Source organism: Venatoribacter cucullus (genome assembly GCF_016132445.1).
Classification (GTDB): Bacteria; Pseudomonadota; Gammaproteobacteria; order Pseudomonadales; family Oceanobacteraceae; genus Venatoribacter; species Venatoribacter cucullus.
Genome location: NZ_CP046056.1, coordinates 2,420,001 through 2,443,203 on the forward strand (window position 1 = coordinate 2,420,001; position 23,203 = coordinate 2,443,203).

Annotated in this window: 19 protein-coding genes (1 of these 19 running past the window's edge); 7 read left to right on the top strand and 12 right to left on the bottom strand. The window is 57.9% G+C overall.

The genetic code is table 11. The features are described from left to right. Window positions 1-677: the 5' portion of a CDP-diacylglycerol--serine O-phosphatidyltransferase gene (gene pssA / locus GJQ55_RS11495; RefSeq protein WP_228345103.1), read on the bottom strand. 121 nt of this gene lie to the left of the window's left edge; the window shows 677 of its 798 coding nt (coding positions 1-677); the start codon lies at window positions 675-677; its stop codon lies beyond the left edge, outside the window. 56 nt (window positions 678-733) lie between these two features. Beyond that, window positions 734-1,609, bottom strand: coding sequence for an HTH-type transcriptional activator IlvY (gene ilvY / locus GJQ55_RS11500; RefSeq protein ID WP_228345104.1), 876 nt, complete (start codon window positions 1,607-1,609; stop codon window positions 734-736). A 134-nt stretch (window positions 1,610-1,743) separates the two neighbouring features. Between ilvY and ilvC the strand changes: the two genes are divergently transcribed. From ilvC to GJQ55_RS11525, 5 genes are all read left to right on the top strand, one after another. Continuing rightward, entirely contained in the window at window positions 1,744-3,234 is a 1,491-nt protein-coding gene (gene ilvC / locus GJQ55_RS11505; RefSeq protein WP_228345105.1) for a ketol-acid reductoisomerase, read from the top strand. Window positions 3,235-3,395: 161 nt separating this feature from the next. Beyond that, window positions 3,396-5,168 (top strand): GGDEF domain-containing protein, encoded by a 1,773-nt coding sequence (locus GJQ55_RS11510; RefSeq protein WP_228345106.1) that lies wholly within the window; start codon window positions 3,396-3,398, stop codon window positions 5,166-5,168. Between the two features lie 62 nt (window positions 5,169-5,230). Further along, window positions 5,231-6,424, top strand: a complete 1,194-nt coding sequence (gene dapC, locus GJQ55_RS11515; RefSeq protein ID WP_228345107.1) for a succinyldiaminopimelate transaminase — start codon at window positions 5,231-5,233, stop codon at window positions 6,422-6,424. 9 nt (window positions 6,425-6,433) lie between these two features. Next, window positions 6,434-6,868: a SufE family protein gene (locus GJQ55_RS11520; RefSeq protein WP_228345108.1), complete on the top strand. Its 435-nt coding sequence runs from the start codon at window positions 6,434-6,436 to the stop codon at window positions 6,866-6,868. A gap of 128 nt (window positions 6,869-6,996) precedes the next feature. Continuing rightward, window positions 6,997-8,607: a methyl-accepting chemotaxis protein gene (locus tag GJQ55_RS11525; RefSeq protein ID WP_228345109.1), complete on the top strand. Its 1,611-nt coding sequence runs from the start codon at window positions 6,997-6,999 to the stop codon at window positions 8,605-8,607. A gap of 51 nt (window positions 8,608-8,658) precedes the next feature. On the opposite strand, the gene GJQ55_RS11530 is transcribed toward GJQ55_RS11525, so the two are convergent. The 7 genes from GJQ55_RS11530 to GJQ55_RS11560 form a co-directional block, all read right to left on the bottom strand. Next, window positions 8,659-9,876 carry an ABC transporter permease gene (locus GJQ55_RS11530; RefSeq protein ID WP_228346792.1) on the bottom strand — a complete coding sequence of 406 codons (1,218 nt, stop codon included), beginning with the start codon at window positions 9,874-9,876 and terminating at the stop codon, window positions 8,659-8,661. Then, the gene (locus tag GJQ55_RS11535; protein WP_228345110.1) at window positions 9,876-10,583 is read right to left on the bottom strand and encodes an ABC transporter ATP-binding protein; all 708 of its coding nucleotides are present in this window, start codon (window positions 10,581-10,583) and stop codon (window positions 9,876-9,878) included. Before GJQ55_RS11535 ends, GJQ55_RS11530 begins: the two co-directional genes overlap by 1 nt. Beyond that, a complete protein-coding gene (locus tag GJQ55_RS11540) occupies window positions 10,580-11,890 on the bottom strand; it encodes an efflux RND transporter periplasmic adaptor subunit (protein ID WP_228345111.1) in 1,311 nt (436 codons plus the stop codon). Before GJQ55_RS11540 ends, GJQ55_RS11535 begins: the two co-directional genes overlap by 4 nt. Then, window positions 11,883-13,343: an efflux transporter outer membrane subunit gene (locus GJQ55_RS11545; protein ID WP_228345112.1), complete on the bottom strand. Its 1,461-nt coding sequence runs from the start codon at window positions 13,341-13,343 to the stop codon at window positions 11,883-11,885. The genes GJQ55_RS11540 and GJQ55_RS11545 overlap by 8 nt, the downstream gene beginning before the upstream one ends. Before the next feature lie 179 nt (window positions 13,344-13,522). Then, entirely contained in the window at window positions 13,523-14,587 is a 1,065-nt protein-coding gene (gene fba, locus GJQ55_RS11550) for a class II fructose-bisphosphate aldolase (RefSeq protein WP_228345113.1), read from the bottom strand. Between the two features lie 112 nt (window positions 14,588-14,699). Next, entirely contained in the window at window positions 14,700-15,896 is a 1,197-nt protein-coding gene (locus GJQ55_RS11555; protein ID WP_228345114.1) for a phosphoglycerate kinase, read from the bottom strand. A 17-nt stretch (window positions 15,897-15,913) separates the two neighbouring features. Continuing rightward, on the bottom strand, window positions 15,914-16,972 hold the full coding sequence (locus tag GJQ55_RS11560; protein WP_228345115.1) for a type I glyceraldehyde-3-phosphate dehydrogenase: 1,059 nt from the start codon (window positions 16,970-16,972) through the stop codon (window positions 15,914-15,916). A 170-nt stretch (window positions 16,973-17,142) separates the two neighbouring features. Here GJQ55_RS11560 and GJQ55_RS11565 point away from each other — a divergent pair, with 170 nt between their 5' ends. Further along, window positions 17,143-18,147 (top strand): LLM class flavin-dependent oxidoreductase, encoded by a 1,005-nt coding sequence (locus GJQ55_RS11565; RefSeq protein ID WP_228345116.1) that lies wholly within the window; start codon window positions 17,143-17,145, stop codon window positions 18,145-18,147. 98 nt (window positions 18,148-18,245) lie between these two features. On the opposite strand, the gene GJQ55_RS11570 is transcribed toward GJQ55_RS11565, so the two are convergent. Both GJQ55_RS11570 and GJQ55_RS11575 read right to left on the bottom strand, forming a co-directional pair. Next, on the bottom strand, window positions 18,246-18,953 hold the full coding sequence (locus GJQ55_RS11570; RefSeq protein WP_228345117.1) for a hypothetical protein: 708 nt from the start codon (window positions 18,951-18,953) through the stop codon (window positions 18,246-18,248). A gap of 116 nt (window positions 18,954-19,069) precedes the next feature. Next, complete coding sequence (locus tag GJQ55_RS11575; protein WP_228345118.1) at window positions 19,070-20,017, bottom strand: asparaginase domain-containing protein; 948 nt, start codon at window positions 20,015-20,017, stop codon at window positions 19,070-19,072. Window positions 20,018-20,141: 124 nt separating this feature from the next. Here GJQ55_RS11575 and GJQ55_RS11580 point away from each other — a divergent pair, with 124 nt between their 5' ends. Continuing rightward, window positions 20,142-21,650: a protein adenylyltransferase SelO gene (locus GJQ55_RS11580; protein ID WP_228345119.1), complete on the top strand. Its 1,509-nt coding sequence runs from the start codon at window positions 20,142-20,144 to the stop codon at window positions 21,648-21,650. Between the two features lie 103 nt (window positions 21,651-21,753). Here GJQ55_RS11580 and GJQ55_RS11585 read toward each other — a convergent pair whose 3' ends face one another. Continuing rightward, complete coding sequence (locus GJQ55_RS11585) at window positions 21,754-23,196, bottom strand: mannose-1-phosphate guanylyltransferase/mannose-6-phosphate isomerase (RefSeq protein WP_228345120.1); 1,443 nt, start codon at window positions 23,194-23,196, stop codon at window positions 21,754-21,756. Between the last annotated feature and the right edge of the window lie 7 nt (window positions 23,197-23,203).

The following is a 23,203-nucleotide window of genomic DNA, read 5'->3' on the forward strand; positions in this document are numbered from 1 at the left end:
AACACGACCGCCAACATGGCGACAAAAGGAACCTTGCCACGCAGGTCGAGACCTTTGAAGCTGTGATATTTAAAGTTACTGACCATCAGCAAACCCGCTGCCGGCACTATCACCGCCATCAACCAGGCCACCTCTTCCCCTTTAACACCAGTTTCACTGAACACCCAGACGGTACCGGCCACAATAGCTGCCGCCGCCGGACTGGCCAGGCCGGTGAAGAAGTTCTTATCCGCAGTGTCGAGCTGGGTATTAAAGCGCGCCAGTCGCAAAGCTGCACCGGCCACATAAATAAAAGCAGCAACCCAGCCGACTTTACCTAAATCCTGCAATGCCCAGCTGAAGGCCACCAGCGCTGGTGCCACGCCAAAAGACACCATATCGGCGAGGCTGTCATACTCGGCACCGAAATCACTCTGCGTATTAGTGAGACGAGCCACGCGGCCGTCCATACCATCCAGAATCATGGCTACAAAGATAGCAATAGAGGCATTAATAAAGTCGCCGTTCATACTGGCCACTACGGCATAGAAGCCAGAGAACAAGGCGCCGGTGGTGAACAGGTTCGGTAACAGGTAGATACCTTTACGGCCAGGCCACTTAGCTGGTTTACAGGGTTGTTCCGTTTCAGCGTCTGCCTGCTCGTCGTGCAGAGATTCGTTCTTATCGTTAAGACTCATGGGTAAAACTCGTTCGTACTGCGTTAAACAAAGGCTGCATTATGAGCCATCGCCGGTCAAATAACAGCCGTCTTCCACAACGCCTGCAATAAAGGTTCATGCAAACGTTGCGTCGGCGCGCACAGGCCAATGGAAAACGGCTCCAGCTCAGGTTGTACATTCAATACCCGCACCCGGCCGGCCATTGGACTGTTGCGCAATACCAGTTCCGGCACCACTCCAGCCCCAACCCCTAATGCCACCATGCTGACAATGGCTTCGTTGCCGGTGACCTGGGCATAGATATGCGGAGTAATGCCACGGCTTTCAAACCAGCGATTTACCCGGGTACGGGCCAACCCGGTTTCCGACAGCACCATGGGTACCGCCGACCAGTCGATATCACTGCGGGTTAGCGCTGACACCGCCCCTGGTGCCCGCGGGGCAATGAACAATAAAGGTGACGCGGCAATGGCCTTAAAAGTGAGCTCCTGCGGTAACTGCTCAGGGCGGGCCGCAATCACCACATCCGCCTCACCGGACAGCGCCCGCGGAATAGACTCTGCGGCATCACCGGTGTGGATACGCAGATCCACCAGCGGATAGCGTTCACGGAAACGCGATAACAGATCGGCCAGAAAGCTGTAGCTGGCAGTTACCGAACAGTAGAGTGTCAGACGACCACTGAGGTCGCTCACTTCGGTACTCAGAGCTGTGCGCAACTCCTGCCAGCTTAATAAGGTTTGCTCAGCATGCTGACGGAAACGCTCACCGGCGGCGGTTAACTGCAACGGTGTGGTATCGCGGGTTAACAGTTGCGCACCGGCTTCTTCTTCCATACGCGCCAGCCGCCGGCTGAGCGTGGACGGACTCATGTGCAGTTGCACACTGGCTTTCCCCAAGTGCAGACAGCTGCAGAGGCTTAAAAACACCTGCAAGTCTTTGTAATCCATGGTCTTTCTTTAACCTCCGCCAGGGCGTTGCATTTATTGCAACAGGATGACGCAAAGATAGCATTTTACGCAACAAGCTGGGTGGCTTAGTATGGGCGCGGATTTTTATTAACCTCACTACCTGGGAGACAGAGATGAGTGCTAACTATTTCAATACCCTGAACCTGCGTGAAAAGCTGGATCAGCTGGGCCGCTGCCGTTTTATGGACCGTTCTGAGTTCGAGTCCGGCTGTGATTTTCTGAAAGGCAAAAAAGTCGTCATCATCGGCTGTGGTGCTCAGGGTCTGAACCAGGGCCTGAACATGCGTGATTCTGGCCTGGATGTGTCTTACACCCTGCGCGCAGAAGCCATTGCGGAAAAGCGTCAGTCCTGGAAAAACGCCACTGACAACGGTTTCACTGTTGGCACCTACGAAGAACTGATCCCGCAGGCTGACCTGCTGATCAACCTGACCCCGGACAAGCAGCACACTGCCGTTATCAACGCCGTGATGCCGCTGATGAAGCAAGGCGCAGCCCTGGGCTACAGCCACGGTTTCAACATCGTGGAAGAAGGCATGCAGATCCGTTCTGACCTGACTGTAGTCATGGTGGCACCGAAGTGCCCGGGTTCTGAAGTGCGTGAAGAATACAAGCGTGGTTTCGGTGTACCGACCCTGATCGCTGTGCACCCGGAAAACGACCCGAACGGCGAAGGCTGGGACATCGCCAAAGCCTGGGCCGCTGGTACCGGTGGTCACCGTGCGGGCTGCCTGGAATCTTCTTTCGTAGCCGAAGTGAAGTCTGACCTGATGGGCGAACAAACCATTCTGTGCGGCATGCTGCAGACTGGCGCCATCCTGGGCTTCGAGAAAATGGTTGAAGACGGTATCGACGAAGGTTACGCCGCCAAGCTGATCCAGTACGGCTGGGAAACTGTGACCGAAGCGCTGAAATACGGCGGCATCACCAACATGATGGATCGTCTGTCCAACCCGGCGAAAATCGTTGCCTTCGACATGGCCGAAGACCTGAAAGAACTGATGCGCCCGCTGTTCCGCAAGCATCAGGACGACATCATGAGCGGCGAATTCTCCCGCAACATGATGATCGACTGGGCCAATAACGATGCCAACCTGCTGAAATGGCGTGAAGAAACCGCAGAAACCGGCTTCGAAAAAGCCCCGGCGTCTGACGTTAAGATCGACGAGCAGGAATACTTCGACCACGGCATCCTGCTGGTTGCCATGATCAAAGCCGGCGTAGAACTGGCGTTTGAAACCATGGTTGAGAGCGGCATTGTTGAAGAGTCTGCTTACTACGAGTCTCTGCACGAAACTCCGCTGATCGCCAACACCATCGCCCGTCGCAAACTGTACGAAATGAACGTGGTGATCTCTGACACCGCTGAATACGGTAACTACCTGTTCTCTCACGCTGCGGTACCGCTGCTGCGCGAGAAGTTCATGCCGCACATCAGCACCGACGTGATCGGTAAAGGCCTGAAAGTGAAGTCCACTTCTGTCGACAACAAGCGTCTGATCGAAGTGAACGAACTGATCCGCAACCACCCGGTAGAGTGGATCGGTCAGGAACTGCGTGGCTACATGACCGACATGAAGCGCATTGTAGAAGCCTCTAACTAAGAGACTGTCTGCAACCAAAGAACCCGGCTCCGGCCGGGTTTTTTATTGCCCGCCTGCCAACAAACAGCCGCGAAAAGTGACTGATTCATTACACGACTGTCATCTGGCGTTCACATTGCCGCCCGATAATGCCCGCCTGTCTGATTTTTCCGGTTTTATTTATGGCACCGCATCTGCTGCAACGCAGTCTGGACGATCTGATCAGCAAGGAAGCCATTCACACCGTTGTACAACCCATTGTCGATTTACGCCGGCAATGCGCGCTGGGTTATGAAGCACTCAGCCGGGGCGAACAGGGGCATCTGCTACAACGCCCGGACCTGATGTTTCAGGCTGCGCACCAGTTTGACCGCATTCCCGAACTGGAGCTGCTGTGTATCCGCAGTGCGGTAAAACACTTTGCTGCCGAACAGGCCGAAGGCCTGTTATTTCTGAATGTCTGCCCGCAAAGTCTGCTGAATTATGCCGAAGAAATCAGCAGCCTGACGCTGTTGCTGCAACAGCGTGGCCTGCAACCGGCCAATGTGGTGCTGGAAATATCCGAACGCTTTCCCATCGACAATACTGCGCAGTTTTTAACCCTGCTCGGCCACCTGAAAGAACTGGGTTACAGCATTGCCATCGATGATCTGGGCAGCGGCTATTCCGGCCTCAAACTCTGGTCAGAAATCCGTCCGCATTACGTCAAAATTGATCGCCATTTTATCGACCGCATTGATCAGGACCCGGTCAAGCAAGCCTTTGTCACCTCAGTGGTGCAGCTGTGTGAGCAACTGCAGTGCGAAGTGATTGCCGAAGGTATTGAAACCGTTGGTGAACTGAACCTGATCCGCAGTCTGGGTATTCATATTGGCCAGGGCTATCTGCTGGGTAAACCGCAAAGTCAGCCGGCATTTTTAACCCCGGAACGCACGCCGGCACCGCCGCCCAACAGTTATGGCAAAGGGCTTGAGCAACCCATTGGTAATTTATGCCAGAACGTCCGCGCCATTGATGCCCAGCTGCCGATGCGCCAGGTGGATGAATTATTCCGCACCCGGCCAGAACTGATGTCGCTGCCGGTGCTGGCACAGCAACGCCCGGTCGGTTTACTGGAACGGCGACGGTTGCTGGAAGCCTTTGCCCTGCCCTATGGCCGTGCCTTATTTGAACGCAAAACCGCCAGCCATTTTATGCAGCAGAATCCGCTGATTGTGGATGCCAGCATGACGCTGGAAACGGTGAGTAAAATCATTACCGACGACACCGAGCACGAATTGCCACCGCAGATTATCGTTACCCACGCCGGCGAATATCAGGGCGTGGTGAACAGTAAAGATCTGCTTAAACACATCACCGACAGCCAGCTGCAGAAAGCCCGTTACGCCAACCCGCTGACTCTGCTGCCCGGTAACGTGCCAGTGGATGAACACATCGCCTCGTTATTGCGGGTGCAACAGAATTTCAGTCTGCTCTATGCCGACCTGAATTATTTCAAACCCTTTAACGACCACTATGGTTATCGTCAGGGCGATGCGGTGTTGCGCTGGCTGGGCAAGCTGCTGCAACAATTCAGCAGTCGCGACACCTTTGTCGGCCATATCGGTGGTGATGATTTTGTGCTGATCAGCGAGGAACCGGATATTGCCCGCTTATGCGACGATATTCTGCAAGGCTTCGCCAGCGGCGTAACTGATTTTCTCAGTGCCGAAGACCGCCAGCGTGGCTATATTCCCGGTACCGACCGCGCCGGCAATGCCTGCCACTTGCCGTTACTGAGCCTCGCCATTGGTGTCGTTCCCTCAACCCTGCTGCCCAACAACGATCCGCAAACCCTGGCGCAGCTGGCCGCTCAGGCCAAACACCTGGCCAAACAAAAAAATGACAGCGCCTGGCATCTGCTTGGTAACAGCCACCCGCCGCTAAGGCCTGCCCTGCGCGCCGTACAGCTCTGACAAGCATCCACGCCAAATGCCTGTATAATGGCCGCCGTTTTTAAGGCAACGCGGACACAGGCATGAACCCCGATCTGAGCAAGCTGCAACCCTACCCGTTTGAGAAACTGGCCCAACTGAAGGCCGCGGTTACCCCACCTGCCGGGCTGCCACACATCGCCCTGTCCATCGGTGAACCGCAGCATCCGTCGCCGGCCTTTGTGCAGCAAGCCATGATCGACAACATCAGCCGGCTGGAAAATTACCCCACCACCAAAGGCCTGCCGGAACTGAGCAGCACCATCGCCCACTGGCTGCAGCGCCGTTTTAACCTGCAAACCATCGACCCAGTGACCCAGGTGATTCCGGTTAACGGCACCCGCGAAGCCATTTTTGCCTTTACTCAGGCCGCGGTTGATCGCAGCCAGCCCGATGCTCTGGTGGTGTCGCCCAACCCCTTCTATCAGATTTACGAAGGCGCCGCGTATCTGGCCGGCGCCACGCCGTATTTTCTGCCCTGTCTGGCGGCCAATAATTTCCATCCCGACTATAAAGCCGTACCGGCCGACGTCTGGGAGCGCTGCCAGCTGCTGTTCCTCTGCTCGCCCGGCAACCCGACCGGTGCGGTGCTGAGTTTTGAACAATTCGCTGAGCTGATTGAGCTGGCCGATCGTCATAACTTTATTCTGGCCAGTGATGAGTGTTATTCAGAAATTTACGTCGATGGCAAAGAAGCACCCATGGGCCTGCTGGAAGCCTGCGCACGTCTGGGCCGCCACGATTATAAAAACTGCGTGGTGTTTCACTCGCTGTCCAAACGCTCCAACCTGCCGGGCCTGCGTTCCGGTTTTATTGCCGGCGACGCCGCGCTGCTGAAACCCTTTTTGCTCTACCGCACCTACCACGGCTGTGCCATGCCGCTGCAAACCCAGCTGGCCTCCATCGCCGCCTGGAACGACGAGCAGCACGTAGTAGAAAACCGCGAGTTATACACACAAAAATTCCGTGCCGTGATCGATATTCTCAGCCCGGTGTTACCGGTGCAGCAAACCGACGCCAGTTTTTATCTGTGGGTAGAAACGCCCATTAATGAAGAAACCTTTGCCCAGCAATTATTCGCCCAGCAAAACGTCACCGTGCTGCCCGGTTCGTATTTATCCCGCACGGTAAATGACATTAATCCGGGTAAAAACCGCGTGCGCATGGCCTTAGTCGCCGGCGTGGATGAATGCATTGAAGCCGCGCAGCGTATCCGCGCCTTTGTTGAAAGCCTGTAAGGAGTAACCATGACCCTCACTGAAAACCCCTTCGGCACCAGCATCAGCACCGAAGACATTCTCGATACCCTGGGCTTTTTTGACGACTGGGAAGAGCGCTACAAATACATCATCGATCTGGGTAAACAATTACCCGTTATGGCCGACAGCAAAAAAACCGAACAGTATCTGCTGCGCGGTTGTCAGAGCCAGGTGTGGATCGACAGCGAACTGAATAACGGCGTGCTGAATTTCGAAGCCGATTCCGATGCACACATTGTGCGCGGTTTGCTGGGCGTGGTACTGGCGGCGTACAACCACAAAACCCCGGCGGGTATTCTGGCCTTTGATATAGACGATTATTTTGCCCGCATCGATCTGGTCAAACATTTAAGCCCCACCCGCGGCAACGGTTTACGCGCCATGGTGCAACGCATTCAGGACACCGCGCGCAACGCCGGCTGAGCCTGTTTGTGAATTCCGGTTAACATTTCCACCGATTTGTTAACCGCAACCGCATTGTCATAAATATGTAACATTGCACCTACAACCTGTGCAGCGCCGGATGTCCCGGCTCTGACAGGAATTTTTACATGCGCATCCGCCACCGGCTGATCCTGATGGCCGCTTTACCCGCCGTACTCACCAGCCTGATTTTTTTCTATGTGTGGCAACAAATGCCGCAGGTGGTCGCCAATGCCACCCGGCTGTTTGACGAACGCATGACCCCGGTGTGGTTACTCAGTGCCATCAGCCGTGCCACCGCCGATGGCGTGGTGGATGTGGCACACCAGAGCCGCGCCCAGATGCTGATGTGGCCGGACGCGCAGCAACGCCTGCAGCAAGCCCGCACACAGATTGAAGATTCCTGGCAGCAGTATCAGCGGCTGGCCACTTCCGCCAGCGAACAGGCCTTATTGCAGCAACACCCTGAGGCTTACCCACAACTGCAGACCGCCCTCGACCGCCTGCAGCAATTTATTGAGCAGCGCGAGTCGTACAGCATGGGCCGCTGGATTGATATGGATATGTACCCGCAGATCAGCCCCATGCTGCAACTGGTTGATCAGTTGATTGCGTTACAGACGGAACTGGCAGCGGCCGGCGCCGCCGAGGCCGAAGCGCAAACCCGGCAAACCATCCGCGCCATCGCCGCACTGGCCACGGTTCTGATTCTGGCCATGGCGGCGCTGGGCTGGCTGGGCTACCGGCGCATTCTGAACCCGCTGCGGAATATCCGTAACCGGGTGATTGAAGTGGAGACAACCCATGATCTTGGCTTGCGCATTGAACTGCAGAATCGGGATGAGCTGGGTGAGCTGGCACGGGCGTTTAATCAGATGATGGACAGCATCAGCAGCACCTTTCAGACCCTGCATCAGAATGGCCGCCAACTCAGTGAGGCGGCGGTAGAACTGCGTCAGCTGGCCGGCGACACCGGCAATCTGGCGCGCGAACAGCTGGGCAGCATGCACGAAACCAGTCAGCAGATGGAACAGGTACACGCTGCCGCGCAGCAGGTGAACCGGGTTACCGATCAGGCCGCCAGCGCCACCCAGGATGTCGCCCAGCTGGTCAGCCACGGCGACCAGACCGTGCAGGCGGTGGTTAAGGCCATTGCCGACACCAGCGCCCGCACCGAGCAGTCGGCCGGGTTTGCCCGTGGCTTGCTGGAACATTCCGGCAATATCGGCACCGTGCTGGATGTGATCAGCAGCATTGCCGAACAGACCAACCTGCTGGCGCTGAACGCGGCAATTGAAGCGGCACGGGCCGGTGAACACGGCCGCGGCTTTGCGGTGGTGGCTGATGAAGTGCGCACATTGGCGCGCCGTACCGCCGATTCCACCCGGGAAATTGCGGCGTTGGTGGAGAATATTCAGCAAGGTGCCGACCAGACCGCCAGCAGCCTGAATGATGTCAGCAGCTTAACCGATTATATGGTGCAACAGGCGCAGGCCGCCGGGCAGGCGCTGGCCGATATCCGCCAGGCCGCCGAGGCGCTGCAGGAAACCGGCCATGCGGTGGCGTCACTCAGCCATGAGCAGTTGCAGATCAGTGCCGCCATTCAGCAGCGCACCCACAGCATGACGGCCCAGGCCAGCCAGACCGAAAGTCAGGCCAGTGCCACCGAAGCTCTGAGCCAGCAACTGGAACAGCTGGCGGTGCAGCAAAAAACCGCCCTCAGCCGCTTCGGCATTTAACCGGGCTTTTTACCAGATACGCAGCGCAGCTTATAACGTCCGCAGTGCGGCTTATAAGGTGCGCAGTGCATCAATCGGATTCAGGCGCGCGGCGCGGCGGGCAGGAAAATAGCCGAACACCACGCCGACCAGCGCCGAAAACACAAAGGCAATTAAGGTGATGCCCGGGTCAAACACATAGGGCATGCCCATCCACAGCGACAGTCCGAACGACAACCCCACCGCCAGCAAGACGCCCAGCAAACCGCCCAGCGATGACAGCACCACCGCCTCGACCAGAAACTGCCACAACACTTCGTGTTCCAGCGCACCAATGGCGAGGCGGATACCGATTTCCCGCGTCCGTTCCGTTACTGACACCAGCATAATATTCATAATACCGATACCGCCCACCAGCAGGCTGACCCCCGCCACGGCGCCGAGCAGGCTGGTCATGGTGCGGGTGGTGCTGGTGAGAGTGTCGGCCAGCTCGGTGGTATCCATAATATTGAAGTTCAGGCTGCTGCTGGGGCCGATATTGCGGCGTAATTTCAGCAATTCGGTCAGGCGGTTTTTCACATGGGCGCTGTCCACCCCATCGTGCAGCGACACATAAATCTGCTGCACATCGCGGCTGCCGGCAATGCGCTGGGCAAAGGTCGGGAACGGCAGCAGCACCACATCGTCCTGATCCTGACCGAAGCTGGTCTGGCCTTTGCCCTTGAACGTCCCCACCACCGTGCAGGTAAAACGGCCGATGCGGATGGTCTGGCCCAGCGGCTGGTCTTTTAACAGCTGGCGGATAATGGTCTGGCCGACAATACAAACCGCGCCGCCGACGGTTTCTTCTTCGGCGGTAAATTCCCGGCCACTGTCCAGCGCCCAGTTACCGGCCAGCAGAAATTCATTGGTGCTGCCGCGAATGGTCGAGCTCCAGTTATTGTTGCCCACCACCAGCGTGGCGCTGCTGTTGCTCATCGGTGCCAGGGCTTTAATACCGGCGATTTCATTACGTACCGCCTCGGCATCGGCCAGAGTAAAGGCCGGCGCACTCATGCGGTCACGACCGGGGCCAAAGCCCTGCCCACGGTTAATCATCAGCAGATTGCTGCCGAGGCTGGCGATCTGTTCCGTCACCTGCGCGGTGGCACCTTTGCCCAGCGTAACCATGGTAATCACCGCCGCCACGCCGATGATGATGCCCAGCGTGGTTAAAAACGAACGCAGAATATTGCGGCGGATTTCCTGCAGCGCCAGCTTGAAGGCGTTACCCAGCATCAGTCCGAACATCACAACGCTCCTGCAGCAGGTTGATGCAACTGGTCGTAATCCACCCGGCCATCGACAAAGTGAATAATGCGGTTACCGAATTCGGCCATGTCCGGCTCGTGCGTCACCATCAGAATGGTCAGGTTCTGGTCGCGATTCAGGCCGGCCAGCAGCTGCATAATTTCGCGGCTGCGTTCGGTATCGAGGTTACCGGTGGGCTCGTCGGCCAGCAGAATGGCCGGCTGCGTCACCAGCGCGCGGGCAATGGCCACCCGCTGTTGCTGGCCGCCGGATAATTCTTCCGGGCCGTGCTTAGCCCAGGGCCCCAGGCCCACTTTATCCAGTGCTTCCATGGCCAACCGCTGGCGCTCTTTTCGGGCCAGACCACGGTACACCAGCGGCAGCTCGACGTTTTCCAGCGCCGTGGTGCGGGCCAGCAGGTTAAAACCCTGAAACACAAAACCAATATGCTGGCGGCGTAACAGCGCCCGCTGCTGACGGTTCAGCTGCGACACCGGCACCCCCTGAAAATAATATTCACCCCCACTCAGCACATCGAGACAGCCGATAATGTTCATCACCGTCGATTTGCCCGAGCCACTGGGGCCCATCAGCGACACAAACTGGCCGGGCTGAATGGCAAAATCCACACCTTTCAGAGCCTGAAAGGCCGCCGCACCCTGGCCGTAGGTTTTGGTAACGCCGCGAAATTCAATCAGGGCGGTCATGAGCGCACCGGCACCGCATCACTGATCACCAGATCACCTTCCTGCAGATCACCGCTGATAACCTGGGTGAAAGCGCCGTTGCTGATGCCGGTTTTAATTTCCACCGCCTGCGGCTGGTTATTACGCAACACCCAGATGGTGGCCGGACGACCGCGCAACTGCTCCTCGACCGAATTTTCTTCGCCGGCTTTTTTCTCGCCCCGGCCCATGCCCGGCAGACGCCGCGGCAGCAACGCCCCGACCATGCCTGAGCTGCCGTTAGCGGCGGTGTTGGCAGCGGCCGCCGGCCGGTAACGCAGTGCGGCGTTATCAATAACGAGGGCATTGTCGGCGCTGGCAATGCGGATATCGGTGACGGCGGTCATGCCCGGTAGCAGTAATAAATCATCATTTTCCACACTCAGCACCGTCTGATACGACACCACGGTGGAGGTGCTGGCTTCAGTAGTAGCAAGGCGGATCTGTTCGGTGCGGGCGGTAAAAGTACGGCCGCGATAGGCATCCACGGTAAAGGTGGCGGACTGCCCCACCTTCACCACACCGATGTCGGCTTCATCCACATCCACCAGCAATTCCATAGCTTTTAAATCCCGCGCCAACAGAAATAAGGTGGGCGCTGATAACGACGAGGCCACGGTCTGGCCTTTTTCCACCGAGCGGCTCAGCACCACGCCATCAATGGGCGACACCAGCGTGCTTTTGGCCAGATCGGATTCGGCAAATTCCAGATCGGCTTTGGCGGTATCCACACTGGCCAGCGCCTGTTCCACACTGGCTTCGGCCTTGGCCAGGGTAATGCGGGCGTTATCCAGGGTTTGTTGCGAGGGGAATTTGCCTGCGCTGCTGGCCCACACGTTCTGGTAATACTGATGATTCAGCTGCGCCTCTTCCAGATTGGCACGGGCGGTTTTTACCTGCGCCTGGGCCGAGCGCAGCGAACTTTTGCGCTGCAGCACGGTGGCGCCGATCTTACTGGTATCCAGCTGCGCCAGCTTCTGGCCTTCGCTGACGCGGTCGTTATAGTCGACAAACACCTCTTCGATAATGCCCGACAACTCCGAACTGAGTTCCACCTTGTCTTTCGGCGACACCTTGCCGGTGGCGGTAACGGTAACCGCCAGGTTCATGCGCTTGGCTGGCGCGGTTTTGTACATCATGCCGGTTTCTGGCTGGTACCCCAGCCACCACCACAGCCCGCCGGCGCCGGCCAGCAACAGCAGCGCGGCCAGCAGCCAGCGCAGTTTCGGATTAGCGGTTGCCTGCAGCAATCCCAGCTGCCGGGCTTGTTCCTGTTGTTCGTTATTCACGCGTATCACCTGCTGCATCAAAAGCCAGGGCCGGCAGCGTCAGGCCTTGCCAGCCGCCTCCCATACTGCGGTACAGCTGCACCCAGCTGCCCAGAATATTGCTGTGGTTACCCAATAAAGCGCTGCGGGCGTTCAGCAGCGCGGTCTGGGCATCGAGTAATTCGGAAAAACTTAATAAGCCGGCCTCAAACTGCTGAGCAGACAGACTGGCGGACAGTTCCGCCGACGCCAGTGCCTGAGCAAAGGATTGCTGCTGGCGTTGGGTGCTGGCCAGCCTGGTCAGGGCGTTTTCCACTTCTTCCTGCGCCGTCAGCAGCTTGCTGCGATAGGCCAGCAGGCTTTGTTCCAGCTGCAATTGCTGCGTGCGTACCGCCTGTTTCAGTACCCCGCCATCGAACAACACCAGCGCCAGATTGGCGGCAATTCTGGCCACCACGGCATCAACATCGAAGACATCGCTGTAGGTTTCACCACTGGCGGACAAACTGCCGGACAAACCCAGCGATGGGTAACGCTGATGCCGCGCCAGCACCACCGCTTCGGTCTGCGCCCGCACCGCCTGCTCCTGCGCCTGCACATCGGGGCGCTGGCGCAGCACTTCGGCCGGAATCGTTAACCCGGCCGGAGCGCTAAACGAGGGTAAGGATTGTGGCGTTTGCAGCGCCGCTGATAATTCACCCAACTCTCCGCCGGCCAGCGCCTGCAACTGCTGCAGCGCCTGCAGCTCGGCCTGTTCATAGGGTGGTAAGGAAGATTCGGTCTGGCGTAATAAGGTCAGCGCCTGCGCCTGTTGCAGCTCGGTGGTTAAACCGGCCTGCCGTTGCCAGCGCGCCAAGTCATAACTTTGCTGACGCAAGCGGATGGATTCTGTGGTTAACCCCCGGTTCTGCTGCGCCAGCCGCAGGTCTACATAGGCCTGCACCACTTCGGCAATTAAGCTCACCTGGGCGGCGTGTAACTCCTGCAGCGACTTCTGCACATTGGCATCGGCCTGCTCGCGGGCGGCGCGGCGGCTGCCCCATAAATCAATTTCCCAGGAAGCATTCAGCCCGGCATTAGCACTGGTGCTGTCAGTGTTGTCGCTCTCACTGGCACTGATGCCGGTGCTGAGGTTGCCCTTGGGGCGAAAACCGGCGGTAGCAACACCGGCCTGCAGTAATGCCAGCCGGTAACTGATGCCACTGCTGGCCAGGCTCGGGTTATTCGCCAATACCTGCTGTACCAGCTGATTCAGCAGCGGGTCTTGCCAGTGTTGCCACCAGGTGGCCAGGGACGAGGGGTCGGCAGCGTCAGCTGGGTCGAGGTTTACCCCTTGCGGGGTCTGGGTATGCCAATCCTGCACGGTGGTGGCGACCGCCAGATCAGGTTGCTCCGGGGCCGAGCTGCAGCCAGCCAATGTCAGCGGCAGCAGCAAAGCGGCGTGACGAACCAGAGTAGGAGAAATCAATTTCATGCCGGTTATTCCAACAACAGTACCCTCAGGATACCGGGGTGCGTACTCTGTCAGAAAGTGCTTTGTGATAAAAGACCCAAATAGTAAGTATTTGCATTTGTATTGAATAATTTACCTTTTCCCCGCGCAGATACAAAAAACCCGCCGCAGCGGGTTTTTTGTTGCATCACGAAAACCGCTCATCCGATTTTCGGATCCAGTTCGCCACGGGCGTAACGCTGGTACATGCCTTCCAGAGAGATCGGTTTGATCTTGGAAGCGTTACCGGCGGTGCCGAAGGCTTCGTAACGGGCGATACAGATATCACGCATGGCTTCGACGGTTTTGGCGAAGAATTTACGCGGATCGAACTCGCTCGGGTGTTCGGCCATCATGCGACGCATCGCACCAGTGGAGGCCAGACGCAGGTCGGTGTCGATGTTCACCTTGCGCACGCCGTACTTGATGCCTTCAACGATTTCTTCCACCGGTACACCGTAGGTTTCTTTGATGTCGCCGCCGTACTGGTTGATGATCGCCAGCCATTCCTGCGGAACCGAAGAAGAACCGTGCATTACCAGGTGGGTATCCGGAATGCGCTTGTGGATTTCTTTAATACGGTCGATGGCCAGAATGTCGCCTGTTGGCGGCTTGGTGAACTTGTACGCACCGTGGCTGGTACCGATGGCAATGGCCAGCGCGTCCACACCGGTTTTCTTCACGAAATCCGCAGCTTCTTCCGGATCGGTCAGCATCTGGCTGTGATCCAGCACGCCTTCGGCGCCGATGCCGTCTTCTTCACCGGCCATACCGGTTTCCAGAGAACCCAGACAGCCCAGCTCACCTTCTACCGATACACCACAGGCGTGCGCCATGTCGACGGTACGACGGGTTACGTCCACGTTGTACTCATAGGAAGTCGGGGTTTTACCGTCTTCACCCAGCGAACCGTCCATCATCACCGAGCTGAAACCCAACTGGATAGAACGCTGACAGACGTCCGGAGACGTACCGTGATCCTGGTGCATACACACCGGAATGTGCGGGAATTCTTCAATGGCCGCCAGAATCAGGTGGCGCAGGAACGGCGCACCGGCGTACTTACGGGCACCGGCAGACGCCTGCACAATCACCGGCGAGTCGGTCTTGTCGGCGGCTTCCATGATGGCGCGCATCTGTTCCAGGTTGTTCACGTTGAAAGCTGGCACGCCGTAGCCGAATTCGGCGGCGTGATCCAGCATCTGACGCATGCTGATTAATGCCATGTTGTTGCCTCTTTAGGTCTGCCAGACGCTGGACGCTAGACGCCAGACGCTGACTCTATTAAAAAATTCTGCGCGGGAAGCCGGGCTTCCCACACGCTGTTCAGCCGAACGCTTAACGGGCGCCCTGCGCGCGTTCTTCCAGTACTGCAACCGCCGGCAGCACTTTGCCTTCCACGAATTCGAGGAACGCACCGCCACCAGTGGAGATGTAAGAGATCTTATCGGCCACGCCGTATTTGTCGATGGCGGCCAGCGTATCACCACCACCGGCGATGGAGAATGCGGCGCTGTCCGCAATGGCATTCGACAGTTCTTTGGTACCGTTGCCGAAGCTGTCCACTTCAAACACGCCGACCGGGCCATTCCACAAAATGGTTTTGGACGCTTTCAGCATGTCAGCGAACTGGGCCGCGGTTTCCGGGCCGACGTCCAGAATCATGTCGTTGTCGCCCACGTCGGCCACTTTCTTCACCACCGGCGTGGCGGCATTAACGAAGGCCATAAAATCGTCGATCGGGCCGGTGATTTCCGCCACCACTACGTCGGTTGGCAGTGGCACGTTCACTTTGGCGGCGATGGCTTTGGCGGTGTCGATCAGGTCGTGTTCACACAGGGATTTACCCACTTTAAAACCCGCGGCGGCCAGGAAGGTGTTGGCGATACCGCCACCCACAATCAGCTGGTCACAAATGGTCGACAGCGAGGTCAGCACGTCGAGTTTGGTGGACACTTTGGAACCGGCAACAATTGCCACCATCGGACGGGCAGGCTTATCCAGCGCTTTGCCCAGTGCGTCCAGCTCGGCTGCCAGCAGCGGGCCGGCACAGGCCACCGGGGCAAATTTGGCCACGCCGTGGGTGGAACCTTCAGCGCGGTGCGCGGTACCGAAGGCGTCCATCACGAACACGTCGCACAGAGCAGCGTATTGCCTGGCCAGCTCATCGGCGTTTTTCTTTTCGCCCTTGTTAAAGCGCACGTTTTCAAACAGCACGATCTCACCGGCTTTTACATCCACACCATTCAGGTAATCACTGACCAGCGGTACATCACGACCCAGCGCCGCGCTCAGGTAGTCGGCCACCGGACGCAGAGAATTTTCTGCCGAGAACTCGCCTTCGGTCGGACGGCCCAGATGCGAACACACCATCACGGCGGCGCCTTTTTCCAGCGCCAGCTTAATGGTGGGCAGGGAAGCCAGAATACGGGCATCGGAAGCGACGTTGCCGTTCTTAACCGGTACGTTCAGGTCTTCACGGATCAGCACACGTTTACCGTTCAGATCCAGATCCGTCATTTTGATTACAGACATGATGTTTCCTCAGTCGATCACTTCGGCGGCTGCACCACCGGGTTAACAGAATTCGGGCCGGACGGCAGGCTGCTCATGCAGCGCGCGGTATCCAGCATGCGGTTGGCAAAGCCCCATTCGTTGTCGAACCACACCAGCAGTTTCAGCAGGTGGCCAGCACTGACGCGCGTTTGCGTGGCATCGACAATGCCCGAGCGCGCGTCGTGATTAAAATCGATGGAGGCATGGGCCTCGCGGGTAATGCCCAGAATCCCGCGCAGGTTGCCGGCGGCGGCGGATTGTATCAGGTCATTCACCGCTTGTGAGGATGTGATTTGCTGCAACTGCAGGCTGATATCCAGCGCCGATACGTTCATGGTCGGCACCCGCACGTGCAGGCTTTCGATCTTGCCGGCCAGCTTGGGCATTAAGCGGGCGATACCAAGCGGCAGGCCGGTATCCACCGGAATAATGCTCTGGCCGGCGGCGCGGGTGCGGCGCAGATCAGAATGGTAAGCGTCGATCACCGGCTGATCGTTCATGGCCGAGTGAATGGTGGTGGTGACGCCCGCTTCGATGCCAAAGGCGTTATCCAGCAGAGTCAGCAGCGGCAGCAGGCAATTAGTGGAACAGGAACCATTCGACACGATGCGCTGCTCCGCCGTCAGACTGTGCTGGTTCAGGCCATAAATAATGGTGTTATCCACCGCGCTGTCGGCCGGGTTGGAAATCAGCACACGACGGGCACCGGCGTGCAGATGCTGTTCGGCATCGTCGCGGCTGGTGACCTGACCGCTGCATTCCAGCACGATGTCCACATCCAGCGCCTGCCAGTCCAGCTCGCTCAGCTCGGCAATATGGCGCACACAAATACGGTCGCCATTCACCAGCAGATGCCGATCATCCGCCACGTCCACCGTGCCGGGAAAACGGCCGTGGGTGCTGTCATAGCGCAGCATATAACTGATGGTGTCGATGTCGGCCAGCTCATTAATGGCCACCACCTGCAAATCGTTGCGGTAACCATGCTCGTACAGCGCACGCAGCACGCAGCGGCCGATGCGGCCAAAACCATTGATGGCAATGCGGGTGGTCATGAACAGCACTCGGGCAGAAACAAGGGGCGTATTCTGGCGTATTCAGGGGCTGGCCGCAAAGGCCGGCGCCGTCAGGTTGCTGCGTCAACACTCTGTTCAGGCGTAACGGCTGGCACTTTGCTGCCATTGTGGCAGGCTGTAGCGGTTTTCCATTATCAGAACGGCCTCTTATGTCTGCTGCAACCCTGCCATTATCACTGCTGGAACTGGCTTCGGTGCCCACCGGTTCCGACATCCGCCACACCTTGCTGGAGCTGCGCCGTTACGCCCAGGCTGCCGATCAACTCGGCCTCACGCGCCTGTGGCTGGCGGAGCATCACAATATGGAAGGCATTGCCAGCAGTGCCACCAGCGTCTTAATTGCCGATCTGGCCGCGCACACGGAACGTCTGCGCATCGGTTCCGGCGGCATTATGCTGCCCAACCACCCGCCCTTGGTGGTGGCCGAACAGTTCGGCACCCTTGCAGCGTTGCATCCGGGCCGGATTGATTTAGGCCTCGGCCGTGCGCCCGGCACCGACCCCGTCACCAGCCGCGCCCTGCACCGCGATGAACGCCGCGCCGAGCGTTTTCCACAAGAAGTGGCCGAACTGCAACGGCTGCTGGGCAATGGCGATGAGCCGGGTGTGCGCGCGTACCCCGGCCGCAACAGCGACATTCCCATCTGGATTCTCGGTTCCAGTTTATTCAGCGCCCAGCTGGCGGCGCAGCGTGGGCTGCCCTATGCCTTTGCCGGGCATTTTGCTCCGGCGTTAGCGGCCGAAGCATTGGCCCTGTACCGCCGCCAGTTCCAGCCTTCGGCAGCGCTGGCCGAGCCTTATGCCATTCTCTGTTTGCCGCTGATTCTGGCCGACACCGATGACGAAGCGCGCTATTTAGGCACCAGTTCACAACAGCGGATTTTGTCATTGCTGTACGGCAAGCCGCTGTATATTCCGCCGCCGGTGGACGATATGGATAAGATCTGGGATGCCCCCAGCCGTATGCAGGTGCAGAATTTTCTGGCGCTGTCGGTGGCGGGCAGCCCGCAAACCGTGGCCTTTAAACTGCAGCAACTGCGCCAGCGCTATGTCTGCGACGAGCTGATGTTTACCAACGATATTTACGACCGGGAAAAACGTCTGCGGGCGCTGGAACTGCTGCCGCAGGTGCAGGCATTAATGGCGGATAAATAACCAATTTAAAAACGCATAAACCCGTTTTAAACATTATTTAAAACGCATAAAAAAGCGGCGCTGCTGAATGGCAGGGCCGCTTTTTTTTACCGGGCGGATCAGAAGCGGGCGTTCAGACGCATCTGGCCCGGCAGGGAAATAGTATCTTCCTGTCCCCAGGCATTGCCGCCGATCTGCAGCGGTACGATATCCAGCGTCAGACGGTCGTTGTATTCCCAACGCACACCAACAACAACCAGCGTGTCTTTGTTGTCTGCAGTGGTGGCAATTACTTCGATACCCGGCTGAAAGGTACCGTACTGGGTTTTGGCCATTTTCAGATGCGCTGACAAGCCCACGTCCAGGTAGTTGTCGTCATTATCGTCATCAATAATAAATTCCGGCGCAATGCTCAGCAGCAGGCTGTTCATGTCGGCGGTAAAGGCAGCACCGATCATAAAGTTGTTGTAGCTTTCGCCACCCACGGAATCTTCATCAAACACTGCCACGCCCGCGTACACCGCCAGACCGTGTTTCATTTCAGACAGACCCTGCAATGCAGGCAAACCCAGTTTGAAAATGGCTTCGCTGTTAACGCCTACTGTATCGACCTTGTTGCTGTTCAAAATCAGCTCACTGTTGCCCAGGCCCAGACGCACACCACCGCTGGAGTAGTCGCCACCAGTAGACAGATCCACCGAGGCCTCGCCCTGCGCGGCCACGCCTGCGCGCTCAACCATAAAGCCACGGGTTGGCTGCTGCGCAACCGCGGGTGCAGCAACCGCTGCTGCCAGAGTCATACCAGTCAGAATTTTTGCAATATTCATTGAGACACTCCTGTGAAAAGAGCCCTGATTGTAATGAGGCGAACGGGGAATAAAACAACCAGAACCGCCACAAGCACTCAAAAAACGGAACCGGCGCACAGAATCAGAAAAAAGTATCAGACCAAAAAGCCGTTGGTCATTAAACGGGCCAGCAGCATTTCTAACGTCTGGTCGCCAGCCGCCACCACGCCACAGTCCGCCAGTGCATAAGCACCACCGTATGTAGTACGCACATCGCCGCGCGCGCACTGGCTGCGGTTAATAATACGCACGCCACGCGCGCTGGCGTCTTTTAAAGCGCTTAGTAAGGTGGGATGTTGCGGCGCATTACCGCTGCCGAAGGTTTGCAGAATAACGGCGTCCCAGGGTTGCGCTAACCATTGTGCGATTAACTCAAAATCCATGCCCGGATGCAGGGTTAATACGGCAACTTTTTGCGCAACAATGCTTTTTAATTCTGGTTTGTCGCCATTTTTTACGTGCACTAATTCCGACAGTTTTAAATATTTATCCGTCCATTCCAGCAAAGGTTTGGCATTAGGGGCCGCAAAAGCAGCCAGGCCCTGGGCATCCACTTTGGTGGCGTATTCTGCTGGCAATAACTGCCGGTGAAACACAATCCCCACCTGAGCAATGCCACTGTGCGCAGCGGCGTACAACGCATTGCGGATATTCGCCGGCGCATCGGAACCGGCTTCGGCCAGTGGAATCTGCGCGCCGGTAAACAGCACCGGCTTGCCCAGCCCAGGCAATAAACACTGCACCGCCGCGGCGCTGTAAGCCATGGTGTCGGTGCCGTGCAGCACCACAAAACCATCGTAATCGTCGTAGTGCGCATGAATATCCGCCGCGATTGTTTGCCAATGCTGTGGCTGCATATCGGACGAATCGAGCAGTGGCGCATATTCATGCAGCACAAATTCTGGCATCTCCGGTTGCTGCAATTCCGGCAACTGGCGCAGCTGTTGTTCCAGCCAGCCGGCCAGCGGCTGATAACCACGCGGAGTGGGCTGCATCCCCAGGGTGCCGCCGGTGTAAATAACGAAAATGCGCTTAGAGGTCATGGCTAACAATCCGGGCCGGAAAACCGGCATCTTCGCATATTCCGCGCCGGCGACGAACCGCAGTGCTGGGCAAACCGCGGCCAGCGGAATATCCTACTGTTTTGCTCAGCTTTACGGATTGCTTATGCCAGCCCTGTTAACGATTCCGTTCGACAACGCCTACGCCCGCCTGCCCGCACAGTGCTTCGCCCGCGTGCTGCCCACGCCGGTGGCCAACCCGGCGCTGATCCGTTTTAACCACGGCTTAGCCGCGGAACTCGGCATTGATGTTAACGGCAGCACCGAGGCGGAACTGGCGGCGGTATTTGCCGGTAATGACATTCCGGCAGGGGCCGATCCGCTGGCCATGGCCTACAGCGGCCATCAGTTCGGGCATTTAAATCCGCAGCTGGGCGATGGCCGCGCCATTTTATTGGGCGATGTGGTGGATATTCACGGTCAGCGCCGTGACATTCAGCTAAAAGGCAGCGGCCGCACGCCGTTTTCACGCAATGGCGATGGCCGCTCACCGCTGGGGCCGGTGCTGCGCGAATACATTCTGTGCGAAGCCATGCACGCACTGGGCGTACCCACCACCCGTGCCCTCGCAGCCGTAAACAGCGGCGAATGGGTATACCGTGAAGGGCGCGAACCCGGCGCGGTTTTTACCCGCGTCGCCGCCAGCCATATCCGCGTGGGCACCTTTCAGTATTTTGCCCTGCGCCGTGATCACGAGACACTGCAGCAACTGGCCGACCATGTTATCGAACGTCATTACCCGCATATTGATCTCAATAGTTCAGATAAATACCGCCAGCTGTTTGCCGCCATCTGTAAAAATCAGGCGCAATTAATTGCGCAGTGGATGCAGCTGGGGGTTATTCACGGCGTAATGAATACCGACAATATGACGGTCAGCGGTGAAACCATTGATTACGGTCCCTGCGCTTTTATGGATGCTTACCACCCCGACACGGTCTTCAGCTCCATCGACCGCCAGGGCCGTTACGCCTATGCCAATCAGCCGGCCATCGGCCAGTGGAATTTAGCGCGGCTGGCCGAAGCGTTATTGCCGTTAATTCATAGCGATGAAAAAACCGCGGTGGCTCAGGCTACGGAAATTCTGCAGGAATACCCGCGCTGGCAGCAGGACACCTGGCTGCAGCACATGGCGGAAAAACTCGGTTTCAGCAGCGTACAGGAATCCGATCAGGCTTTGATTGAACAAGTATTACATCTGCTGGAACAAGGCCGGCTGGATTACAGCCTGTTTTTCCGCCGCTTAAGCCACTGCACGCAAGCCGGCGATAACCGTGGCCAGCTGCTGGCACTGCTGCAGTTACCCGAATGCCGCCCCACCGCCGCACTGGAACAGCAATTAAATGCCTGGCTGGATACATGGCAACAACAGTTAACTCAACGCGGCGACAGCCACAGTGCCGCCCAACGGATGCAGGCGAAAAACCCGGCCGTGATTCCCCGTAATCACCGCGTTGCCGAAGCCATTGCCGCCGCCGAAGGCGGTGATTATTCGGTGTTTGAACGCTTACTGGCCGCGCTGCAACAGCCCTATGAAGAACGGCCGGAATACGCCGGTTTTATGCAACCGCCGCAACCGGCCGAAAAAGTATTAAAAACCTTTTGTGGTACCTGAGCACTTATTGCTTCTGCAATAAATACTCTGCCAGTGCCTGATACGCCGGCAGCGAGGTGGCGTCGTTAGCAGCATTGCCGGCCGCCGCTTTAATTCCCTGCCGTTATTCACGGCCGTAAATATCCTGCAGGCGTTCAATATCGTCTTCGCCCAAATAATCACCTGACTGCACTTCAATCATTTCCAGCAGCGTATTACCGTGGTTGGCCAGCGCGTGAACATCGCCCAGCGCAATAAAGGTGGATTCATTGGCGTGCAGAATTTCCTGCGTTAATTCGCCATGCTGCTGGCGGATTACCGTTGCTTCACCGCGCACCACCACCCAGTGTTCGGCCCGTTGCTGATGGCGCTGCAACGATAACTGCCCGCCCGGTTTGACCTGCAGGCGTTTGATTTTATAGCCCTCACCGGGGTGCAGAATTTCGTAGCAACCCCAGGGGCGGAAGACTTTACGCGGGCTGACCGGCGGGCTGTCGGCAACCACCACACGCAGCTGATCCAGTGCATCGCGCTGCGCTATCAGCAAGGCATCGGCGGTATCCACCACCACCAAATCCGTTACGCCCAGCAACGCAATATCGCGGCCGCTGTGATTGTGCAGATAACTGTTATGGCTGCGGTAAAAACGGCCATTTCCCTGCTGCGCATTACCCTGCGCATCGGCCGGCGCCAGCGCCTGCACCGCCGTCCAGCTGCCGATATCACTCCAACCGCTGTCGGCTAATACGGCCGCCACCACGGCAGCCTCACCACTGGCGGCCAGCGGTTCCAACAGCGCAATATCCACCGGCAGCGCCGCCACCCCCTGCAGCGCAGCGGCATTAGGGCGGATAAAATCGAGGTCTTGTTGTTGCCCGGCAATGGCCGCCGCTGAAGCCGTGGCCAGTTGCGGTTGCCACTGCTGCAGCGCCTGTAAAAAAGACTGCACCTGCCAGCACAGCATGCCGCTGTTCCAGAACCAGCAGGGTTGGGGGGCAGTGGTATTGGCCTGCAAATAATCCGCGGCGGTGGTGGCATCGGGCTTTTCATGAAAGGCACGTAATGGCCGCACCGGCGCCTCACCGGCGCTGACCTGCAAATACCCAAAACCGGTCGCCGGCGTATGCGGCAAAATACCAAACACGGCGGCGGCACCCTGCTCCACCCAGGGCTGTAAGTGCTGTAGCGCCTGCTGCAACGGCGCAATGTTCTCTAGCAGATGATCGGCCGGCAGCACCAGCATCAGCACATTGTCATCACCACGGGCACGCAGAAACTGCGCCGCCAGCGCCAACGCCTGCGCGGTATTGCGGCTGTCGCGCTCCAGTAACAGGGTGGCGTGAATACCGGCCGCCCGGCATTGTTCCGCCGCCAGAAAACGCTGCTCTTCATGGCACACCAGCAACGGCTGGCACGGGCTGAGTTGCTGCGCCCGCTGTAACGTCTGTTGCAGCAGCGACCAGTGCGGATCCAGCAGGGGTAAATACTGCTTCGGGCAGTCCGGAGTCGACAGTGGCCACAGGCGGCTGCCCTGCCCTCCGGCCAGAATCACCGGCACCAGCTTCATAAAAATA